This window comes from Paenibacillus sp. Paensp111 (assembly GCF_059492195.1).
Map to the genome: position 1 here is coordinate 3,413,078 of NZ_CP168527.1, position 18,299 is coordinate 3,431,376.

The 18,299-nt window shown below is 49.5% G+C and carries 17 protein-coding genes; 5 read left to right on the forward strand and 12 right to left on the reverse strand.

The window, feature by feature from the left end; translation table 11 throughout:
- Nucleotides 1-9: 9 nt before the first annotated feature.
- The gene (locus tag ACEN86_RS16020) at nucleotides 10-783 is read right to left on the reverse strand and encodes an SDR family NAD(P)-dependent oxidoreductase (protein WP_495631569.1); all 774 of its coding nucleotides are present in this window, start codon (nucleotides 781-783) and stop codon (nucleotides 10-12) included.
- A gap of 82 nt (nucleotides 784-865) precedes the next feature.
- Nucleotides 866-1,324 carry a chemotaxis protein CheX gene (locus ACEN86_RS16025; protein WP_495631570.1) on the reverse strand — a complete coding sequence of 153 codons (459 nt, stop codon included), beginning with the start codon at nucleotides 1,322-1,324 and terminating at the stop codon, nucleotides 866-868.
- Nucleotides 1,325-1,590: 266 nt separating this feature from the next.
- Here ACEN86_RS16025 and ACEN86_RS16030 point away from each other — a divergent pair, with 266 nt between their 5' ends.
- Both ACEN86_RS16030 and ACEN86_RS16035 read left to right on the forward strand, forming a co-directional pair.
- On the forward strand, nucleotides 1,591-2,493 hold the full coding sequence (locus tag ACEN86_RS16030; protein ID WP_495631571.1) for a LysR family transcriptional regulator: 903 nt from the start codon (nucleotides 1,591-1,593) through the stop codon (nucleotides 2,491-2,493).
- A gap of 38 nt (nucleotides 2,494-2,531) precedes the next feature.
- The gene (locus ACEN86_RS16035; protein ID WP_495631572.1) at nucleotides 2,532-3,341 is read left to right on the forward strand and encodes a histidinol-phosphatase; all 810 of its coding nucleotides are present in this window, start codon (nucleotides 2,532-2,534) and stop codon (nucleotides 3,339-3,341) included.
- 221 nt (nucleotides 3,342-3,562) lie between these two features.
- Here ACEN86_RS16035 and ACEN86_RS16040 read toward each other — a convergent pair whose 3' ends face one another.
- From ACEN86_RS16040 to ACEN86_RS16060, 5 genes are all read right to left on the reverse strand, one after another.
- The gene (locus ACEN86_RS16040) at nucleotides 3,563-4,108 is read right to left on the reverse strand and encodes a GNAT family N-acetyltransferase (RefSeq protein WP_495631573.1); all 546 of its coding nucleotides are present in this window, start codon (nucleotides 4,106-4,108) and stop codon (nucleotides 3,563-3,565) included.
- Nucleotides 4,109-4,128: 20 nt separating this feature from the next.
- On the reverse strand, nucleotides 4,129-4,824 hold the full coding sequence (locus ACEN86_RS16045; protein ID WP_495631574.1) for a potassium channel family protein: 696 nt from the start codon (nucleotides 4,822-4,824) through the stop codon (nucleotides 4,129-4,131).
- 189 nt (nucleotides 4,825-5,013) lie between these two features.
- Entirely contained in the window at nucleotides 5,014-5,778 is a 765-nt protein-coding gene (gene sdhB / locus ACEN86_RS16050; protein WP_495631575.1) for a succinate dehydrogenase iron-sulfur subunit, read from the reverse strand.
- Nucleotides 5,779-5,796: 18 nt separating this feature from the next.
- Nucleotides 5,797-7,539: a succinate dehydrogenase flavoprotein subunit gene (sdhA, locus tag ACEN86_RS16055; protein WP_495631576.1), complete on the reverse strand. Its 1,743-nt coding sequence runs from the start codon at nucleotides 7,537-7,539 to the stop codon at nucleotides 5,797-5,799.
- A gap of 20 nt (nucleotides 7,540-7,559) precedes the next feature.
- Nucleotides 7,560-8,231: a succinate dehydrogenase cytochrome b558 subunit gene (locus ACEN86_RS16060; RefSeq protein ID WP_495631577.1), complete on the reverse strand. Its 672-nt coding sequence runs from the start codon at nucleotides 8,229-8,231 to the stop codon at nucleotides 7,560-7,562.
- Nucleotides 8,232-8,466: 235 nt separating this feature from the next.
- Between ACEN86_RS16060 and ACEN86_RS16065 the strand changes: the two genes are divergently transcribed.
- On the forward strand, nucleotides 8,467-9,369 hold the full coding sequence (locus ACEN86_RS16065; RefSeq protein ID WP_495631578.1) for a LysR family transcriptional regulator: 903 nt from the start codon (nucleotides 8,467-8,469) through the stop codon (nucleotides 9,367-9,369).
- Between the two features lie 31 nt (nucleotides 9,370-9,400).
- Here the strand turns inward: ACEN86_RS16065 and ACEN86_RS16070 are convergent, their stop codons facing one another.
- Together ACEN86_RS16070 and ACEN86_RS16075 are read right to left on the reverse strand one after the other, a co-directional pair.
- Entirely contained in the window at nucleotides 9,401-10,069 is a 669-nt protein-coding gene (locus ACEN86_RS16070) for a potassium channel family protein (RefSeq protein WP_495634327.1), read from the reverse strand.
- A gap of 17 nt (nucleotides 10,070-10,086) precedes the next feature.
- Nucleotides 10,087-11,430: a TrkH family potassium uptake protein gene (locus tag ACEN86_RS16075; RefSeq protein WP_495631579.1), complete on the reverse strand. Its 1,344-nt coding sequence runs from the start codon at nucleotides 11,428-11,430 to the stop codon at nucleotides 10,087-10,089.
- A 103-nt stretch (nucleotides 11,431-11,533) separates the two neighbouring features.
- Between ACEN86_RS16075 and ACEN86_RS16080 the strand changes: the two genes are divergently transcribed.
- Nucleotides 11,534-13,225, forward strand: coding sequence for a CPBP family intramembrane glutamic endopeptidase (locus ACEN86_RS16080; protein ID WP_495631580.1), 1,692 nt, complete (start codon nucleotides 11,534-11,536; stop codon nucleotides 13,223-13,225).
- A gap of 418 nt (nucleotides 13,226-13,643) precedes the next feature.
- On the opposite strand, the gene uvrC is transcribed toward ACEN86_RS16080, so the two are convergent.
- Both uvrC and trxA read right to left on the reverse strand, forming a co-directional pair.
- The gene (uvrC, locus tag ACEN86_RS16085; RefSeq protein ID WP_495631581.1) at nucleotides 13,644-15,749 is read right to left on the reverse strand and encodes an excinuclease ABC subunit UvrC; all 2,106 of its coding nucleotides are present in this window, start codon (nucleotides 15,747-15,749) and stop codon (nucleotides 13,644-13,646) included.
- 114 nt (nucleotides 15,750-15,863) lie between these two features.
- Nucleotides 15,864-16,175 carry a thioredoxin gene (gene trxA, locus ACEN86_RS16090; protein ID WP_495631582.1) on the reverse strand — a complete coding sequence of 104 codons (312 nt, stop codon included), beginning with the start codon at nucleotides 16,173-16,175 and terminating at the stop codon, nucleotides 15,864-15,866.
- Nucleotides 16,176-16,438: 263 nt separating this feature from the next.
- Here trxA and ACEN86_RS16095 point away from each other — a divergent pair, with 263 nt between their 5' ends.
- A complete protein-coding gene (locus ACEN86_RS16095) occupies nucleotides 16,439-16,594 on the forward strand; it encodes a YqzM family protein (RefSeq protein ID WP_127200150.1) in 156 nt (51 codons plus the stop codon).
- A 127-nt stretch (nucleotides 16,595-16,721) separates the two neighbouring features.
- Here ACEN86_RS16095 and ACEN86_RS16100 read toward each other — a convergent pair whose 3' ends face one another.
- Nucleotides 16,722-18,119 (reverse strand): WD40/YVTN/BNR-like repeat-containing protein, encoded by a 1,398-nt coding sequence (locus ACEN86_RS16100; RefSeq protein ID WP_495631583.1) that lies wholly within the window; start codon nucleotides 18,117-18,119, stop codon nucleotides 16,722-16,724.
- Nucleotides 18,120-18,299 lie beyond the last annotated feature (180 nt).

Here is an 18,299-nt window from a genome sequence, read left to right on the forward strand (position 1 = left end):
CCTTATTTATTATTTCTTATTTAGCAGCTGATAGCTGAGCTTGTCTGCCAAGCGGGGGAACAATTGATACAGCTTAGTTCCAGAGCCGGCGAACCATGGCAGATCGATTTCCGCTTTCCTCTTCTCAATGACCGAGACGATAGCTGAGGCCACCTTCTCCGGCTTCAACATGAACCACTTCACATTCTTCACGTAGCCGCCGCTTGGATCTGCAATATCAAAGAATGGCGTATCGATCGGTCCCGGATTAACCGTAGACACCGTTATTCCATACTCCTTCACTTCTTGTCTCAGCGCATTGCTGAAGCCAAGGACCGCATGCTTAGTCGCTGTATAGGCTGTAGACTTCGAAGTACCTATCTTGCCTGCCATAGAGGCAATGTTCACAATTTGGCCAGCCCCTGCTGACTTCATAATAGGCAGCACGGCTTTGGTGCAGCGAACAATCCCCATATAATTCACATTCATCATATCCGCAAATTCCTGAACAGGCATGTCATCACAGTACTCAAATTTGCCGTAACCAGCGTTATTCAAGAGTACATCTATCCGTCCATAGGAATCGATAATCTGCTTAAATACTCTTGCCACCTCATCATCACTGCCGACATCCAGGGGAATGATCTCATGTCGCCCCTGAAGTGAAGCGCTAACAGCCTGAAGCTTGTCTAATGAACGAGCAGTAAGAATCACAGTGGCCCCGTGTTCCGACAACATTCTTGATGTCAAGGCTCCGATTCCACTAGAAGCCCCTGTTACAACAATCACTTTATCTCTAAGCATGATCTTCCGCATCCTTTCCCCGTCGGCGGTCTCTGCCCGTAACTGGAACCCCCGTTCCATTGCCGCCGTAACTGGTTCTATTCTACGAGATCATGACTTGAATATCCACTTCGCCTACACCACTTATGGTAAGTGGAATATACAGCGCTTTGGAAGTTGCACTGTCAACAACACTTTGTGATTTGATGACTTTCGGCGGAGTAATATCTACAGTGAAACCTTGATTTGACAGTATGGTACTCGCGTTACCACTGATCATGTTGCCTAGTTCTGAAATGGCGCTGGTTCCCATTTCGTCCATCTCTGTGATCACAAATCCACCCATCATGAGAGAAACGATTCTTAAAGCGACATCCTCCTGCAATCCGAAGACCACATTGCCGCTAAGTTGTCCCGTCATGCCTACCTGAATCCATATGTGGTTATCAATATGAACAACATCCTTAATTCCAAGACTTCCAGCGGAAGGTGAAATTTGGATCACTTGTTCAATTACAAGCTTCGCGGATTCTAAAAAAGGATTGATCACTTCTGCCTTCACATAAATGCGCCCCTTTGCTCTGGGAAGTCCTGCTTTCGCAACAATAGTCCCATCTTTTGGTTGATTCTTATTATACTTTATTCCTAGAAATAAATCATTAAAAATTCATAAATACAAACGCAGGGATTGGAGGAGATTAAATCATGAGCTCCCTGGCCTTGTGATACATTGCCCTGATGAAGTGAATAGCCTATAATTATAGGAAAAGATTGCATTTTTCTGATACGGATCAAGCAATTGTGCTGAAGCAACAAGGAGGAGTCAGGGTGAACATAAGTCAATTGGAGACGCTCATCACGATCTCCAAAACGAAGAGTTTTCGCAAGGCGGGGGAGCTTCTGAATCTAACCCAGCCAGCCGTATCTGCTCAGATCAAGAGTCTTGAGGACGAATTCAAAACGGTTCTCGTCGATAGGAACCAGCCTGTCACTTTAACTGACCGGGGCCAGGTTTTTCTGCAGCATTCTGAACGGATTGTAGATATTGTCGAAGAATTGAAGCAAAAGCTATCCGACATGGAGCAAATTCCGCAGGGCCATATTGTTCTCGGTACCACCACATCGATTGCGATTCAGATCCTGCCCCGTATCCTTTCTTATTTTCAGGATCAATTCCCGTTAATCAAGACAAGCATACAATCCATGCCCTCTTCCCAAATTTATCAGAACGTGGAGAACGGGCTTGTCGATGTAGGTATTGGTTATTTAATCGAACGCAATCCGCAGATTCATGCTTCAGCCCTGTATTATGATACTTTTGAGCTTGTGGTCTCCCCGCTTCATCCTTTGGCTAAGGCAAGGAACCCCGTCTTAAAAGACCTGCAAGGTGTGCCACTCATTCTTCTCTCACCGGATACAGTGGGTCGCAGATTTGTGGAGGATGTATTTAAGCAGCACAACATTGAGCCTAATGTCGTTATGGAGCTTTCCAGCAGTGAGGAAGTCAAGCGGATGGTGGAGATCAACCTGGGTGCCGCGATTATCTCCAAGCAGTCCATTTCCCGCGAGCTCCGGCTTGGCACACTGCGCATAGTTCCTATTATTGAACTTGAAGTAACCCACCCGGTTGGCGTCATCTACAAATCCAGCCGCTACATCAATTCCGCCATGCAGCAATTTCTGAACGATCTAAAGGGAATGCCTGAGACTCATTTCATCAGTTCTGAGTAGATTACCACTTTTCGGCCCATTGAAAGGAGTATACCCCTATGAAATTCGATCTGCACACTCATCATTTTCGGTGCGGCCATGCCGACGGGAATATCCGGGACTACATCGAGGCCGGGATTGCCGCAGGCCTTCAGGTCATTGGCATTAGCGATCACACGCCTTATTTCGGGAGTCCGGAGGAGCAGCCTTTTCCCCGCATTGCCATGGCCAAACAGGAATTTGTTAACTATGTGAATGAAGTGCTTGCGCTAAAGACGGAGTATGAGGGGAAGATCGACGTTCTGCTGGGGATCGAATCTGACTTTTTCCCTGAACATGCGGAAGCTTATCGCTCTATGCTTAATTCCTATCCGTTTGATTATATTATCGGTTCAGTTCACAGCACATTTAATAGCAGCATCTTCAACAAGACCCGCTGGAAGGGTCTTAGCGACCAAGAGAAGGTGGAGCATAAGGAAGAATATTATAATCTGATCCGGCAGTCCGCACGCAGCGGAATGTTCCAGATTCTCGGTCATATTGATGCCATGAAAGGCAACTACCCTGCTTTCTCCGATATTCCGGCGGAGGCTGCAATTGAGGATACCCTGAAGACGATTGCGGAATGCAAGGTCGCCATCGAGATTAACACCTCCGGCAAGACCAAGCTCAGCGGCGGCTGGTATCCTTCCGATGCGATTCTGGAGCGTGCCTTGTTCCATGGTGTTCAGGTCACCTTCGGCTCGGATGCGCATAAGCCTTTCCGGGTAGGGGATGAGTGGGACGAGGTCGCCAAGCGGCTTAAGGAGATCGGGTTCAAGGAATGGGTCTATTTCAAAAACAAACAGCAAATTTCTGTGCCTCTCTAAACTCTACAGCACGCTCATGTAATTCATGTCAGCCCCCTCCATGCCGGAGAGGGGCTTAATTGTTATGACCGCAAAAAAAAGAGAACCCGAGAGGTTCGCCTCATCAGGTTCCAAAACCATTCAATATATTCAAAAGGGGGTCATGTTCTTATCTTACCCGCTTTCTGTTAGGGTTTAATAACAGCAATATTTCATTTGTGTAACAAAGCGTAAGAGGAGTGTTAAACCTCCAGTACAAAAGAAATCAGGCCAGGATATCCCGGGATTTCCATACCGCCCTCAGGGTCATCCTCCCTAATCATCCCGCAGTTCTGCATAACCTGCCGAGATGCCTTGTTCTCCTCCTCGCATCTTCCCCTGATCTTCTTAAGTCCCAGCTCGTGAATCCCAAAATCGATTACCGCCCGGACCGCCTCGGTCGCTATTCCCCTGTTCCAATAGGCTGGAGAAATGCAATAACCAAGAATAGCCGTCCCCTGCTTGTCATCCCATTTCTGAAGAGATACCAGGCCAATCAGATTCAAATCCTCGGGCAAGCAGACAGCAAAATGCAGCGTGGCCAGCGTCTGGTTGGACTCCTCAAAGTAGCGGTATAGCCGTGTGGGGAACAAGGCCGAAAAGGAGTGAAGGCCCAGGTTCGGATATACGGAAGGGTCTGCGATGCAGTTATACAGATTCATTTCGTCTTCCTGTGTGATTTTCCTAAGTACAAGCCGGTCTGTTCGAATTAAAGGGTAGCTATTCCGGATTGCAGCTCTATTCAGCATACATAATACCTTGATCGCTATTAAATCTCTTCGATTCCCTCATCGGACTCCTCGCCTTCATCACTTTTCACTGGATCATTACGCGGGCCCCCAAGAGGTCCGCCTAGAGGTTCTTCCTTAAAGATCTGACGGAACACCCCGATCATGGATAAAGCATAAGCCACCGTTACAAAGCTGAACAGCACCTCCATAATGACCACCAGTCGGCTGGTATCATCCACCGGTCTGATATCCCCATACCCTACGGTAGCGAAGGTAGCCACACTGAAGTACAGAAATGAAATCAGCTGGGAAAGTAGGTTCTTACCGATATTATCTCCCATAAATGCACTTTCGCCAAATGTTTTGTAGATTGACGTATACACCACCATGAAGAACAAAATGCACACGACGGTGGCGCTGAATATACGGATCACCGTTGACTTAAGCTGGACTTCTTTGTTCACGGAGAGCGCAATTCTGTGAAAGATGAAGATAATATAGAAGATCACCGAGAAAAGGACAAAGAGCAGGATAAAGGCTCTCATCAGGGCGGGCGAGATAAGTACGGCTGCGAAGTCAATGACCCCGAGCAAATCTTCCAGGCAGAGAGCAATATAAATGATTAGAGGAGCGAGCAGAACAACTCTTCCCGTAATCCGTTTATCCACCCGGTAAAAGAAAACAGCCAACACAATCAGACCAACTACATCAAGCCCAAGTACCGCCGTCTGCATAGAACAACCTACCTCCCCATTCAGAATCCTGATACGTGAATCATTACCCTCAAACCTGCTTCTCTATACCACTTATTTAATTGCCGAGCTGTTTAAGCAGAGTACAAAGGGATTTTCCAGAGGTGAAAAAATAAAGAAACAGAACAAAAAAGCTGCTCCTTACCATCAGGAGCAGCTCTTAAGTAACTTCTATACGCTAAGCCAGCGTTTGAACATATGCTTGGTTGTCTGCTTATTCATCTCGGCAATCGATGTGGTAAGCGGAATACCTTTCGGGCAGGAACGCACACAGTTCTGCGAGTTACCGCAGCCCTCGATGCCCCCGTCCTCCATTAACGCTTCCAGACGTTCTTCCTTGTTCATTTCACCCGTTGGGTGTGAATTGAACAGTCGCACCTGCGAAATGGCAGCCGGACCGATGAAGTTCGTCTTCTCGTTGACGTTCGGACAAGCCTCCAGGCAGACCCCGCAGGTCATACACTTGGACAGCTCATACGCCCATTGACGCTTCTTCTCGGGCATCCGAGGCCCCGGACCGAGGTCATAGGTTCCGTCAATGGGAATCCACGCTTTTACCCGCTTGAGTGCGTTGAACATCCGGCTGCGGTCAATGACCAGGTCGCGAACGACCGGGAAGGTCTTCATCGGTTCAACCCGGATCGGCTGTTCCAGCTTATCAATCAGGGCTGCGCAAGCCTGGCGTGGCTTGCCGTTGATAACCATTGAGCACGCTCCGCATACCTCTTCCAGACAGTTGGATTCCCAACATACCGGAGTCGTCTGCTTGCCGTCATGGTTGACCGGGTTACGCTGTATTTCCATCAGCGCACTAATCACGTTCATGCCTGGACGGTATGATAACTCGAACTCCTCTGTATAGGGTGCCGAATCCGGCTGATCTTGGCGTGTGATCAAGAATTTCACTTTTTTAGCAGCTGTTGTTGTCTGCGCCATAGCCTGTTCCCCCTTCTATTAATCCTTCGAATAGTCACGAACGCGCGGCGGGATCAAGGAGACATCCACGTCCTCGTAAGAGATCTGAGGACCTTCCGGCGTCCATGTAGCTTTGGTAGTCTTCAAGAATTCCTCATCATTACGATTCGGGAAGTCCGGTTTGTAGTGGGCACCGCGGCTTTCATTACGCAGTAGGGCTCCTAGCGTCATCGCTTCGGACAGCTCAAGCATGTTCCACAGCTGACGGGTAAATGCCGCACCGCTGTTATTCCAGTTCGAGACATCATTGATGTTGATGTTCTTGTAACGGGCCTTCAGTTCCTTAATCTTGTTGATCGTGGCTTCCAGCTTGCTGTTGTAGCGAACAACCGTCATATTGTCTGTCATCCACTCGCCAAGCTCCCTATGAATGACATAGGCATTCTCGGTACCATTCATGGCGAGAATATTCGTGTACTTCTCTTCCTGCTGCTTCTTCGCACTGCTGTATACGCCAGGCTGAACATCTTCGGCCGATTTCTTAAGCCCGCGGATGTATTCAACCGCCTTCGGTCCTGCCTGCATGCCGCCAAAGATCGCGGATACAAGCGAATTCGCGCCAAGCCGGTTGGCTCCGTGATATTGATATTCACATTCCCCGGCTGCGAACAAGCCCGGAATGTTCGTCATTTGGTTGTAGTCCACCCACATGCCGCCCATGGAATAATGGACTGCCGGGAAGATCTTCATTGGAATCTTGCGAGGGTCGTCGCCCATGAACTTCTCGTAGATCTCGATAATACCGCCAAGCTTGACATCAAGCTCTTTAGGATCCTTATGGGACAGATCGAGATATACCATGTTCTCGCCGTTGATGCCGAGCTTCTCATCGACACATACATGGAAAATCTCTCGCGTCGCGATATCACGCGGCACAAGATTACCGTAAGCCGGGTATTTCTCTTCAAGGAAGTACCATGGCTTACCGTCTTTATAAGTCCAGATACGTCCGCCCTCACCGCGTGCGGATTCAGACATCAGACGCAGCTTGTCATCCCCTGGGATGGCAGTCGGGTGAATCTGAATGAATTCTCCATTCGCATAATTAACACCTTGCTGATACACAGCGCTTGCCGCTGTACCTGTGTTGATGACGGAGTTCGTGGTTTTACCGAAAATAATACCAGGGCCCCCGGTCGCCAGAATTACGGCATCCGACATAAATGTCTTAATCTCCATCGAACGCAGATCCTGTGCACAAATTCCGCGGCATACGCCTTCATCGTCCAGAACGGCTGAGAGGAACTCCCAATGCTCATGCTTGGTGACAAGACCTGCTGCTTCATAACGTCGAACCTGCTCATCAAGAGCGTACAAGAGCTGCTGCCCCGTAGTGGCCCCTGCGAATGCGGTACGGTGGCGCTTCGTGCCTCCGAACCGGCGGAAGTCCAGCAGACCCTCCGGAGTCCGGTTGAACATAACGCCCATCCGGTCCATCAGATGGATAATTCCCGGCGCTGCTTCACACATCGCCTTAACCGGCGGCTGGTTCGCCAGGAAGTCCCCGCCGTATACCGTGTCATCGAAATGCTCCCAAGGAGAGTCGCCCTCACCCTTCGTGTTAACTGCTCCGTTAATTCCACCCTGTGCGCAGACGGAGTGTGACCGTTTGACCGGCACGAGGGAGAACAGCGTTACATGCACTCCCGCTTCCGCAGCTTTGATGGTGGCCATCAAGCCGGCTAGACCGCCGCCGACAATGACAATACTTTGTTTAGCCATGATCTATCGTCACTCCCTTTTTATCCGATGAATGTTCTAAGGGTCTGAAGCAGCGCTTCGCCGCCCGCCTGGAATTCCGCATTACGGAATGCAAACAGCGACCATACGAACATGATTGATACGATTACAAACAGACCCATGCAGATGTTAGAAGATACGCGCTGGGCACGAGGACCCACGGTTACCCCCCAGCTGACCAGGAACGACCAGAGACCGTTCGCAAAGTGGAACGAAGCTGACAATACCCCAATCACGTAGAAAATAAAGTACACCGGATTGGTTACAATGTCATGCATAACGCGGCCAAGATCCGCATGCAATACATGCCCAAGTGCTACCTGAACCCGAGTCTCATACAAGTGCCAGATTACAAAGACAAGAACAATAACCCCCGTTACCCGCTGGAGCAGATAACGCAGGTTCCGCTCGTTGTTGAACCTGCCGTTGTTCGGCTTAGCCTGAAACGCAATGTAGAGTCCGTAGATCGCGTGATACATCAAAGGCAGGAAAATACCAAAAATTTCAAGAATCAGTACCAACGGCAGTCCGTTCAGGAAAGCAACACTATCCTTGAACCCCTGCGGCCCGCCCTCTACGGCAGAAAAATTTGTAATCATGTGTTCCAGAATGAAGAAACCTAGCGGTATAACACCCAAGAGCGAGTGCAGTTTTCTGGAATAAAACCCTTTCATAATTGCGCGTACCCCTTTCCGGTATCCATCGTTGTCCGTTCATGGCGCATGAATTGTCATGCCCTCTGGCCGGTTGTAAATGATACATTCCACACTCGTAAGCGGCAGTACCTGAGACTGACCGATACCATGTGAACAACTTGTGTCAGTTTTTATGTTACTCCTTTTGAACTTATAATGGAATTGCAATATAATTATTAAATGTTATGTCATTTATGCATAAGGGGGCTAGGCCATGTTTGAGGATCTACTTGTCTATATTACTGTGGTAGAACAATCCAGTCTCAACAAAGCTTCAAAGCTGCTTAATCTGTCCCAGCCAGCACTTTCCCGCAAGATTGCCAAGCTTGAGGATGAACTCGGAGTCATGCTCTTCAACCGTAACGGCAAGCGCCTGGAGCTCACGCGTACAGGCCAGCTTGTCTATACTTATGCGGTCGAGCAGAGACAGCGGCATGTCCAGTTCCTAGAGTCGATCTCCAGATATAAGCAGGCCGAGCGGAGCGTGCTCACCGTCGGTGCCAGTCTGACCACTATTCAGACTACTCTTCCCCCTCTGGTCAAGGCCCTGATGAATAGGTACCCCAATACAGAGCTGAAGCTCGTCACCGGCAAGACCCACGAAATTGTATCCCACGTGCGGGATAAAAAAGTCGACTTTGGCGTGGTAGCCTCCTCAATTGAAGAGCCGGGACTGCTGTGCATCCCTCTATTTGAGGACCATCTGGAGCTCGTTGTTCCCAGCCAGCATGAACTGCTCCAGGAAGACCGCATTGTGATGGAGGATCTCAGCGGTCAGCCCATGATCATTTTCTCCAAAGGCACATGGTACCGCAGGGTGATTGATGATCTGTTCGCCAGGCACAATGTGATTCCCGACATTCGAATGGAGATTGACTCCTTTGAGGCCATTGTCCGGCTGCTGCCCACCTGCAAAGCCGCCGCTCTTTTGCCAAAATCATACCTTCGTACTCCGCTGCTCGATAAAAATGAAGTGGTCACCATTCCCATGAAAGAGCTGGAACAGACCCGCAGAAGAACCTGTCTGATCTTCGGACAGAAGACGGATCTTAATGCCGAGACACGCCAGTGGATCTCTGAAATGAAGAAAACCCTCTCCAGTGCCCTGTCCGTATAAACCTTAGCGGACCCTCACAGAGAGAGGGGATTTAAGATTTGGCATTCACCGCTTCTTCGAATTCCTCGATATTCTCATTGGAACCAATGATCACCATAATATCCCCCGTCTGGACCTGATCCATCGCTGTAGGAGCAACGATGCAGCCGTTCGGCTTTTGAATGGCCACGACGCTGCACCCGAAGCGTGCTCTCGGGTTAAGATCGCTCAGCATGTGTCCATCCAGGGATGACGGCACCTTGAGCTCAACAATGCTATAATCCTTCGACAGCTCGATGTAATCGACGAGATTCGGATTCACCAGCTGATGGGCTACCCGTATGCCCATATCCCTCTCAGGATAGACCACCTTGTCCACACCCAGCTTCTCAAGAGCTCGTCCATGGAGCGTAGAGATCGCTTTGGATACGACGGTCCGGATCCCCATCTCTTTCAGCAGTATAGTCGCCATAATGCTCATCTGGATATCATCTCCGATGGCGACAATCCCGCAGTCGAAATTACGAATGCCAAGCGATCTAAGCATCTCTTCATCTGTTGCATCAGCCACAACCGTGTGGGTTAAGTAGCTGCTCATATTCGAGACGACCTCTTCATTCCGGTCTACCCCGAGCACCTCATAACCTTGTTCAATAAGCTCCAAGGCAAGACTTGAACCGAACCGTCCAAGCCCGATAACCACGAACTGTTGTGTCTTCATCATACGAAGTATCTCCTTTAACCAATAATCATTTTGCCTTCCGGATGTCGGTAGAGCTCTTTCTCTTTCTTAGGCCCCAGTGCGTAAGCAAACGTTAAAAGCCCCAGCCTGCCTGCGAACATGGTCAGCGAGATCAGCACCTTTCCGAATACGGACAATTTCGCAGTGAGTCCCATAGACAAACCAACCGTACCGAACGCGGAAGTCGTCTCGAACAGGATACTCAGGAAGCTTGCATCCTCCGTGGCCGAGAGAATCATCGTTACCGCGATAATCAGGAACAGGGCAAACATCGTAATGGTGATTGCCTTGTGGATACGCTCCTGCGCAAGGCGGTAGCGGAACAGCACAAGCTCCTCTCTCCCCCGAATCATGGCTAGGACTGCCCCCACCAGAATCGTAAAGGTAGTCGTCTTGATTCCTCCACCTGTTGATCCAGGCGAAGCCCCGATGAACATCAAGATGATCATAAAGAATTGGGTAGCCTGCCTTAACGCTCCGATATCCAGCGTGTTGGCTCCCGCTGTTCTCGGAGTAACGGACTGGAACAGGGAACCCCATATTTTTCCTCCCCAGCCTAGGGGCGCGAGGGTCTTCGGATTCGTAAATTCAAAGACAAAGATCACCAAAGTGCCTATCACAATTAGGGCGGCTGTCATGGATAGCACAACCTTGGAATGGAGTGACAGCTTCCACTTCTTGCGATTGCTGCGAAGGCCGGTCAGATCCGAGATGACTACAAACCCGATACCTCCTGAGACGATCAGGAACAGGGTGACCAAGTTAACGACGGGATCATCCACAAACAGGGTAAAGCTTCGATATTCACCAAATAGATCAAAACCCGCATTGTTAAACATCGATACAGCATGAAAGATCCCGTAGTATAAAGCCTGTCCAACAGGCATATCAAAAGCCCACCTAATCGTGTAGACCAACGCAGCACACATTTCGATCAAAAGAGAGTACGTCAGCACTTTTCGGATCAGCCGGACGATTCCCTCCATGGTACTCTGATTCATGGCCTCCTGCAGGAGAAGACGGTCCTTCAATGAAATCTTGCGTTTGAATACCATAGCGAACAAGGTAGCCATGGTCATAAACCCTAGTCCGCCTACCTGAATCAGCAGCATAATGACGACCTGTCCAAACCTTGTGAACTCCAGTCCCGTATCCCTGACGACCAGTCCGGTTACACAGGTTGCTGACGTAGAAGTAAATAGCGCATTAATGAATTCAAGAGGCTTTCCGTCCGCATTTGAAATAGGGAGCATAAGCAGCAGTGTGCCAAGCATAATAATAGCAGCAAAGCCAAGCACCAGGATTTGGGGCGGAGAAAGCCGGGGACTTCTGAACTTCAAGACTTGTTCACCTCTTCATTAAGATTAGCAATTGTGTTATCTTTACTGTGGTTTATATTCATTTCATTAATTACATATTAATACAAAACAAAGGAGTTTGCTCATGAAAGCTGTAGGGCCGAAGCACAGGCTGCCGCTAAGCAACAAACCATTATGGATCATGGCCGTCATTGGACTGTTCATTTTCCTGTACATTCAGGTACTCCCTCTCACCTCCACCGAAGGACTCCAGCAGGAGACCCCAGGCCAGATCATCAGCAAAGATCGGGCAGTTGAGGCAGCACAACAATTCGCAGAGAACACCATCGGCCTTGACCGGCTGGATCCAAAGGTGAAACCTCTGGTCACCTACCAGTCTAACTCAGACTTTTACGGCTACTTAAGTAAGCAAAACCTGCTTACTACGTATAACCATAAATATGAGAAGCGGTTTCCCTATGATATTTACCGTGTAAGCTTCTCGAATCCTGCTTCTTTTGTCAAGCAGCTTGATGTAGACATACATATGAACACAGGTGCGGTGGTTGGCTTCGAGGCTGTCCAGCTGTATTCCCGCAAAGATCGTGAGGTCATGCTGGATCAGAATAGGCCGGTTGCTATGCAGAACCTGAAGCAGCTGGAAGGGAACCTTTCACTTACAGACAAGCAAAATAAAGCCATCCCGTATCTGGAAGCGGCTGGCTATAGAGCTCAGGAGCTGGAGCTGGTCAGCGGTACGGATGACCTGGGTCTGACCTACAAGGTCAAGCAGTCCACGATCGGTGACTCCCATGCTGAATTGCGGTTCCAATATGAGTATGGACAAGTCTCTTCCATGGAGGCCGCATTCAGCGTACCTGAGTCTCATCTGGATTATGTGAAGGCACAGACCCGCCTTGCGAACTGGCTTTATTTTGGCGGATATGCCTTGCTGTCCTTTGTGCTCGGTATTTTGGCCATTGTATACAGCGCTAGAACCCGGCCTTATGCCTCCTTCGGAAGAGGCATCTTTCTTACTGCGTTCTACTTCGCCGTTAATATCTTCACGGTTCTGAATCTGATGCCTGTTCTGCAATCGCAGAATTTGTCCAAAGGAGCACTTACCGTGCTTCTTGTTGTTCAATTCCTCTTCACCCTGATGGTTACCGCTTCGGTCTATTTCTCCCTTATAGGCGGAGACGGGTTATGGCGCAAGCAGGGGAACATCATGTGGATGCGTGCGAATGAGCCAGGGTATGGCGGACATGTTCTAAGTTCTATGATCCGAGGTTATGCCTGGGCCTTAATTCTGCTGGGTGCCCAGTCTGTCATCTTCGTTCTGCTTGAAGGAACGATTCATTCCTGGTCCACGACCGATGCGACCCAGTCGACTTATAATATGTTATACCCTTGGCTATTTCCTCTGGTGGCCTGGACCGCAGGCATTGGAGAAGAGGCCGTATACCGTTTATTCGGAATTCCGATGCTGAAAAAGATTTTTCGCAGCACCTGGATTGCCAGCCTGATCTCCTCTCTGATCTGGGCATTCGGCCATACCTTGTATCCGATCTACCCTGTCATCTCGAGACCGATTGAGCTGGCCTTCATCGGCCTGCTGTTCAGCTTCATTTTCCTTCGGTCGGGCTTTATCACGGCTTTATTCGCCCATGTTATCTTCGACAGTGTTCTTATGGGACTAAGCTTAATGGTTATGGGCGATCTTGGCAGCATCATGACTGGTATTATCTACATCCTGCTTCCGGCTGTAGTCGGCTTCTTGATCTATGTATTTAAACGGCGGGACACGGGAGCGTCTGCGGTCGTTACTCTGGATTAGCCATTTATTAAAAAGAGGCCTCATTTCGCTGCAAGCGCTCCTTATTTCCTTCTGGAGACGCTACGCGAACGAACCATTCCCCTAATCGCTGTCGTCCCCAAATTTACTGAATAATTCCTTAGCGGAATAAATTCGGGGACAAAGGCGACCGCTGACGCTTCTCTGGAATCGCTTCGTTCTCTCCGCTGCTTCAGTCTTGGGCAAGACAATGAGACGGAGTTAGATCCGTTTCAAATCTAAACAACTATAAATTCCAAGATTAAACAAAGCAGGCCGCCCAGGGTGTGATCCCCAGGCGGCCTGCTGTATTTATATCCCAGTGTGAAAGCCTCTCGAAAAGCGAAGCATTTGCCTTGGTGACTGGAATTCCACCTAATAAATTAATAAATGCAAATCAATCAAGGAACTCATAGCCGTACTAATTTGGAGTTACACTCTCTTCTTCATCACGAAGAGCAGCTATAATCTGTCTGGCAAGCTTATCGCCTATGGATAATGGCCGGAAGTCTTCAATCGAAGCTTCTTTGATCTTCTTAAGAGAGCCGAAGTGCCTAAGCAGGGCCTTTCTTCGCTTCTCGCCAATCCCCGAAATGGAATCCAGCCGTGAAGTCACCATCGACTTGCCCCGCTGCTCCCGGTGGAAGCTGATCGCAAAGCGGTGGACCTCATCCTGAATGCGCTGAAGTAGATAGAACTCCTGGCTGTCTCTGGGGAGATTGACCGGCTCAGCCGGGTCTCCAATCATTAGCTGGGCTGTTTTGTGCTTCGTATCCTTCACAAGACCCCCTACTGGAACGAAGAGCCCAAGCTCATTCTCCAATACATCGATGGCCGCTGAGATCTGTCCCTTACCTCCATCGACCACAATCAGATCCGGAAGCGGCAGGTTCTCCTTGAGCACCCGCTCGTACCGTCTGCGGATAACCTCACGCATGGTCTCATAGTCATCCGGTCCTTGTACGGTTCGTACCTTGTATTTCCGGTACTCCTTCTTATCCGGCTTCCCATCGGCGAAGACCACCATGGCCGAGACCGGATTAGCTCCCTGAATGTTGGAGTTATCGAACGCCTCGATCCGCCGAAGAGAGGATAGTCCGATCCAGTTCCCGAGACTTTCCGAAGCCTTGGAGGTTCGCTCTTCATTGCGTTCAATTAATCGGAACTTCTCGTTCAAGGCTACGCGGGCGTTCTCGACTCCCATCAAGACCATCTGGCGCTTCAATCCTCGCTGCGGCACGTAGACCTTAACTCCGAGCCACTGCTGCAGCGAAGCAGCCACGCTGGCGGCATCCGTAAGCCCCGAAGCCGCCCGTTCGGCAGCTCCAGAGTCTGTAACAGCGGCGGAATCTGCTTCCGCTACAGCTGAGTCTGCCTCATCCGCAGCGGATTCCCCGCCAGCTGCATCCTCTTCCGAGATTCTTGCAGCAAGCGCTTCTGCAGAGAGAAATGGTACTGCTGCGGCACTCCCTGCCGTCGTTCCGCTATCCGCTCCAGTCTCGGAACCTGTCGTCTCAGCTGCATCGGCAGCCGCCGGCTTCCGCTCTTCGCTCTCTTCCATACCCGGGAGCAGAATCTCCTGAGGGAGAGCCGGATTATCGCTGTAGTACTGGGTTACAAAAGAAAGGAAATCAGAATAGGCGTCCCCGTAGAACGGGAAAATAGAAGCATGGCGCTCGATCATTTTACCTTGGCGCATATAAAGGATCTGTACACACATCCAGCCTTTGTCCACAGCGAAACCGAAGACGTCGCGGTCCCGGGAATCAGCCATAGATATTTTCTGCTTCTCCATCAGGGCATCGATATTTACAATCTGATCACGCAATTCTTTGGCCCGCTCGAAATACAAGTCCTCTGCCGCCTCTTCCATCTTGCGGCGCAGCTCTTTCTTGATCTCCTCATGTCCACCGCTCAGGAACCGTGTAATTTCCTGGGAAATCTCGTCATATGATGTCCGGGGAACCTCCTGCACACAAGGGGCCATACATTGGCCCATATGATAGTACAGGCATACCTCCTTCGGCATCACATTACACTTCCGGAGCGGATACATCCGGTCCAGCAGCTTCTTGGTCTGATGAGCCGCATACCCGTTCGGATAGGGGCCGAAGTACTTCGCTTTATCTTTCAAAATCCGCCGGGTTACTTCCAGCCGCGGATGTTCTTCATTCGTTATTTTTATATATGGAAAAGTCTTGTCATCTTTCAGCAGCACGTTGTAACGCGGCATATGCTTCTTGATCAGGTTGCACTCCAGAATGAGTGCTTCCATATTGCTAGCCGTTACGATATATTCGAAATCACGTATCTCGGTTACCAGGCGCTGGGTCTTCCCGTCATGGCTGCCCCTGAAATAGGAGCGGACCCGGTTCTTCAGCACTTTGGCTTTACCAACATAGATGATGGTACCTTCTTTGTTCTTCATTAAATAACAGCCCGGAAGGTCTGGAAGCAAAGCCAGCTTATGGTTAATCGCTTCGAGCGCTTTCTCCTGCTCGTTCCATTCCTGGATGAATTCGTCCACGCAATTCTCTCCTCTCCGCGTGAATTCCCGCCTGGCGGGCTTCAATCTGCTGCCGGCCAAACGAAAGAAAACGCCCCCGGGGCATACCGGAGGCGTCTGGCTTACAAGAACAGATTACTGGTGTTTTGCAAGCAGGTTCTTAAGTGATTCTTTGGAGTTCAGACCCACAACTTTATCGACAGGCTGGCCGTCTTTGAAGAAGATAAGGGTCGGAATGCTCATTACGCCGAAACGGGAAGCCGATTCAGGATTCTCGTCCACATTCACTTTTGCAATTTTAACATCTACTTCACTTGCCAGTTCATCCAGAATTGGAGCCAGCATTTTGCAAGGTCCGCACCAAGGTGCCCAGAAGTCAACGAGAACAGTTCCCTGTCCTTCTACTTCATTACTGAAGGATTGATCCGAAACGTTTACGATAGCCATGTATATCTCCTCCTTATGTTTTAGAACATCATTTGTCGTGAATAACACAGTCCCATGAATGGAATTAAAAGTACAATAAGTGCTTCAGTTCCTTCCATACAGCGACAAATCAAGTATACCACATTTTTTTAGTAAATGGGAAACAGTAAGAGCCTGTTGTTCTTTACAAATGATTTGGCGTTTGGTTATACTAATAATAACCCAAAACGGTTTTGTCTATGACTATTTTAATGGATTATTTTTGACGAGGAGGCCCCGGCGCCATGGAGACCCCAATTCGCGTGAACGACCCGCGGCAGCATATTAACGAAGAACCCCGTAATGATTTTGGCGACTTAATGTTCGGCTTCACGGGCATGTTCGCGTTGATGTTTGTGATTTTCTTTGGCATGGTCATTTGGAAGTTCATTGCCAGCTAAGGCCCATCCACTGAAATCGATTTTATCTATGAAGAATAAGCGAACACCTTCCACGTATCTACGTTGGAAGGTGTTTGTTATTTTACAGAGAATGTGATTCACTCTCCTCATCCAGCACCTGCATTCCTCAGATAATCTCCCACGTTCGGCCGCCATCTTCTGTCTTGAGCAGTCTTGAATGCTTCATGTCTTCCGAGGTGAGGAGCACCCATCCATGATGAGCATCTGTGAACTGAAGATCCTTCATATTCGGGAAGGAGGCCAGCGACGAAGTAAATTCCGAGTTCACCTTCAGCACCTGCCAGCTTCTCGCCCCGTTCACCGTAGCTTTAAGCTCCGTTCCATTCCAGAACCAACCTATATCTGCTGTAACGAAGACGGGCCCGCCCTCGATAACATAGCTGTCTTCAGGAATATTCTCTTCGAACGGTACATAGACCCAGCTTTCTCCGCCATCCTTCGTACGGAAGCCGCCAATATCAAAAGCTTTATCCTTGTGAATGGAGAGCGGCATCCAGCCTTGCAGGTGATTCTTGCCGAAGAATACAGGTGCCGCAGTAATTTGGGGGTTATTATTGTTCCAGTTCGCAGCCTTGGACAGATCCACCAGCTTCCAGGTCACTCCGCCATCAGTCGTACGAACGAGACGGGGAACTCCATCACGGGATTGCATAGGCACCCATCCATGCTTGAGGTCCCGGAAAGATACCCCATATCCGGTAAATCCGTATTGAGGCATCAGCCCTTTCTTCGTCTCCTCTGTACTGGACAGGCTTGCCTCTGAGTTATCCATTATCTTTGTCCATGTCACTCCACCATTAGCTGTCTTATAGAATGTTTTGCCTGAATGCCCCATGGCCGCATCGCCCTCGGTCAGCAGGTAACCCTGATCTGATGAAACAAATGCTGTCGCTGCGCTCATCGCATGAGGCAGCACAGAGCCGCTTGACCATGTCTTCCCCCCATCCTTGGAATGCATGACTTTGCGTGTTCCGCTATTCTGGGAGGGAAACAGAAGCAGATGACGCTCATCCCAGGCTGCAAAGGTGCTGCTATCTGCATCTACAGCCGATACAGCTGGCGACGGACTGATATCTGTCCACGTCCTCCCCCCATCGCCCGAACGATATATACGAAGCGACCCCTTCGAAGCTTTGCCCCATGCGAATAGGGTCCGCTCCCCAACTACCTTGAAGCCGGTAAGGAGCGCCTGGATCTGTGCAGATTTGTCTCCTTTGGCGCCTGAAGAGTTAACCGCTCCGGCCTTCGCACCCCCGGACTCTGTGCTGCTCTGCCCAGTGCTTTGATCTGTGTTATGCCCAGATCCTTGCTCTGTGCCCTGCTTCACGTCCCCCGTACTCTGACTTGTACTCTGGCCAGCGGCGCCAGCTCCTTGGTTACTTTGGACATTCTGGGCTGTACCGTTCGCGCTATGATTAGAATCAGCCGAACCGGAACACCCTGAAGCTGTAACAGCTATCGTTAGCGACAGCAGCGTATACACCCATTTTGATTTCAACCTCATATCAGGTACCTCCTTAATTTTATAATCCAAAACGCTTTATATCCTTGAAATGTTCCCATTATAGCGGCATTGCATTTAGGTTTCGTGTCATTATTGTAAGATTACACCAAAAAAGGCCTGCCTACTCCCAACTGGGAATACGACAGACCTTAACAGCCATCTCCATTTAGTACGGTTAAA

Coding starts and splice junctions, on each gene's coding strand:
- ACEN86_RS16065 (WP_495631578.1), top strand. CDS start 8,467: ATGTTTGAGGATCTACTTGTCTATATTACTGTGGTAGAACAATCCAGT.
- ACEN86_RS16100 (WP_495631583.1), bottom strand. CDS start 18,119: ATGAGGTTGAAATCAAAATGGGTGTATACGCTGCTGTCGCTAACGATA.
- sdhB (WP_495631575.1), bottom strand. CDS start 5,778: ATGGCGCAGACAACAACAGCTGCTAAAAAAGTGAAATTCTTGATCACA.
- ACEN86_RS16040 (WP_495631573.1), bottom strand. CDS start 4,108: ATGCTGAATAGAGCTGCAATCCGGAATAGCTACCCTTTAATTCGAACA.
- ACEN86_RS16035 (WP_495631572.1), top strand. CDS start 2,532: ATGAAATTCGATCTGCACACTCATCATTTTCGGTGCGGCCATGCCGAC.
- ACEN86_RS16020 (WP_495631569.1), bottom strand. CDS start 783: ATGCTTAGAGATAAAGTGATTGTTGTAACAGGGGCTTCTAGTGGAATC.
- trxA (WP_495631582.1), bottom strand. CDS start 16,175: ATGGCTATCGTAAACGTTTCGGATCAATCCTTCAGTAATGAAGTAGAA.
- ACEN86_RS16095 (WP_127200150.1), top strand. CDS start 16,439: ATGGAGACCCCAATTCGCGTGAACGACCCGCGGCAGCATATTAACGAA.
- ACEN86_RS16045 (WP_495631574.1), bottom strand. CDS start 4,824: ATGCAGACGGCGGTACTTGGGCTTGATGTAGTTGGTCTGATTGTGTTG.
- ACEN86_RS16070 (WP_495634327.1), bottom strand. CDS start 10,069: ATGAAGACACAACAGTTCGTGGTTATCGGGCTTGGACGGTTCGGTTCA.
- ACEN86_RS16060 (WP_495631577.1), bottom strand. CDS start 8,231: ATGAAAGGGTTTTATTCCAGAAAACTGCACTCGCTCTTGGGTGTTATA.
- ACEN86_RS16080 (WP_495631580.1), top strand. CDS start 11,534: ATGAAAGCTGTAGGGCCGAAGCACAGGCTGCCGCTAAGCAACAAACCA.
- sdhA (WP_495631576.1), bottom strand. CDS start 7,539: ATGGCTAAACAAAGTATTGTCATTGTCGGCGGCGGTCTAGCCGGCTTG.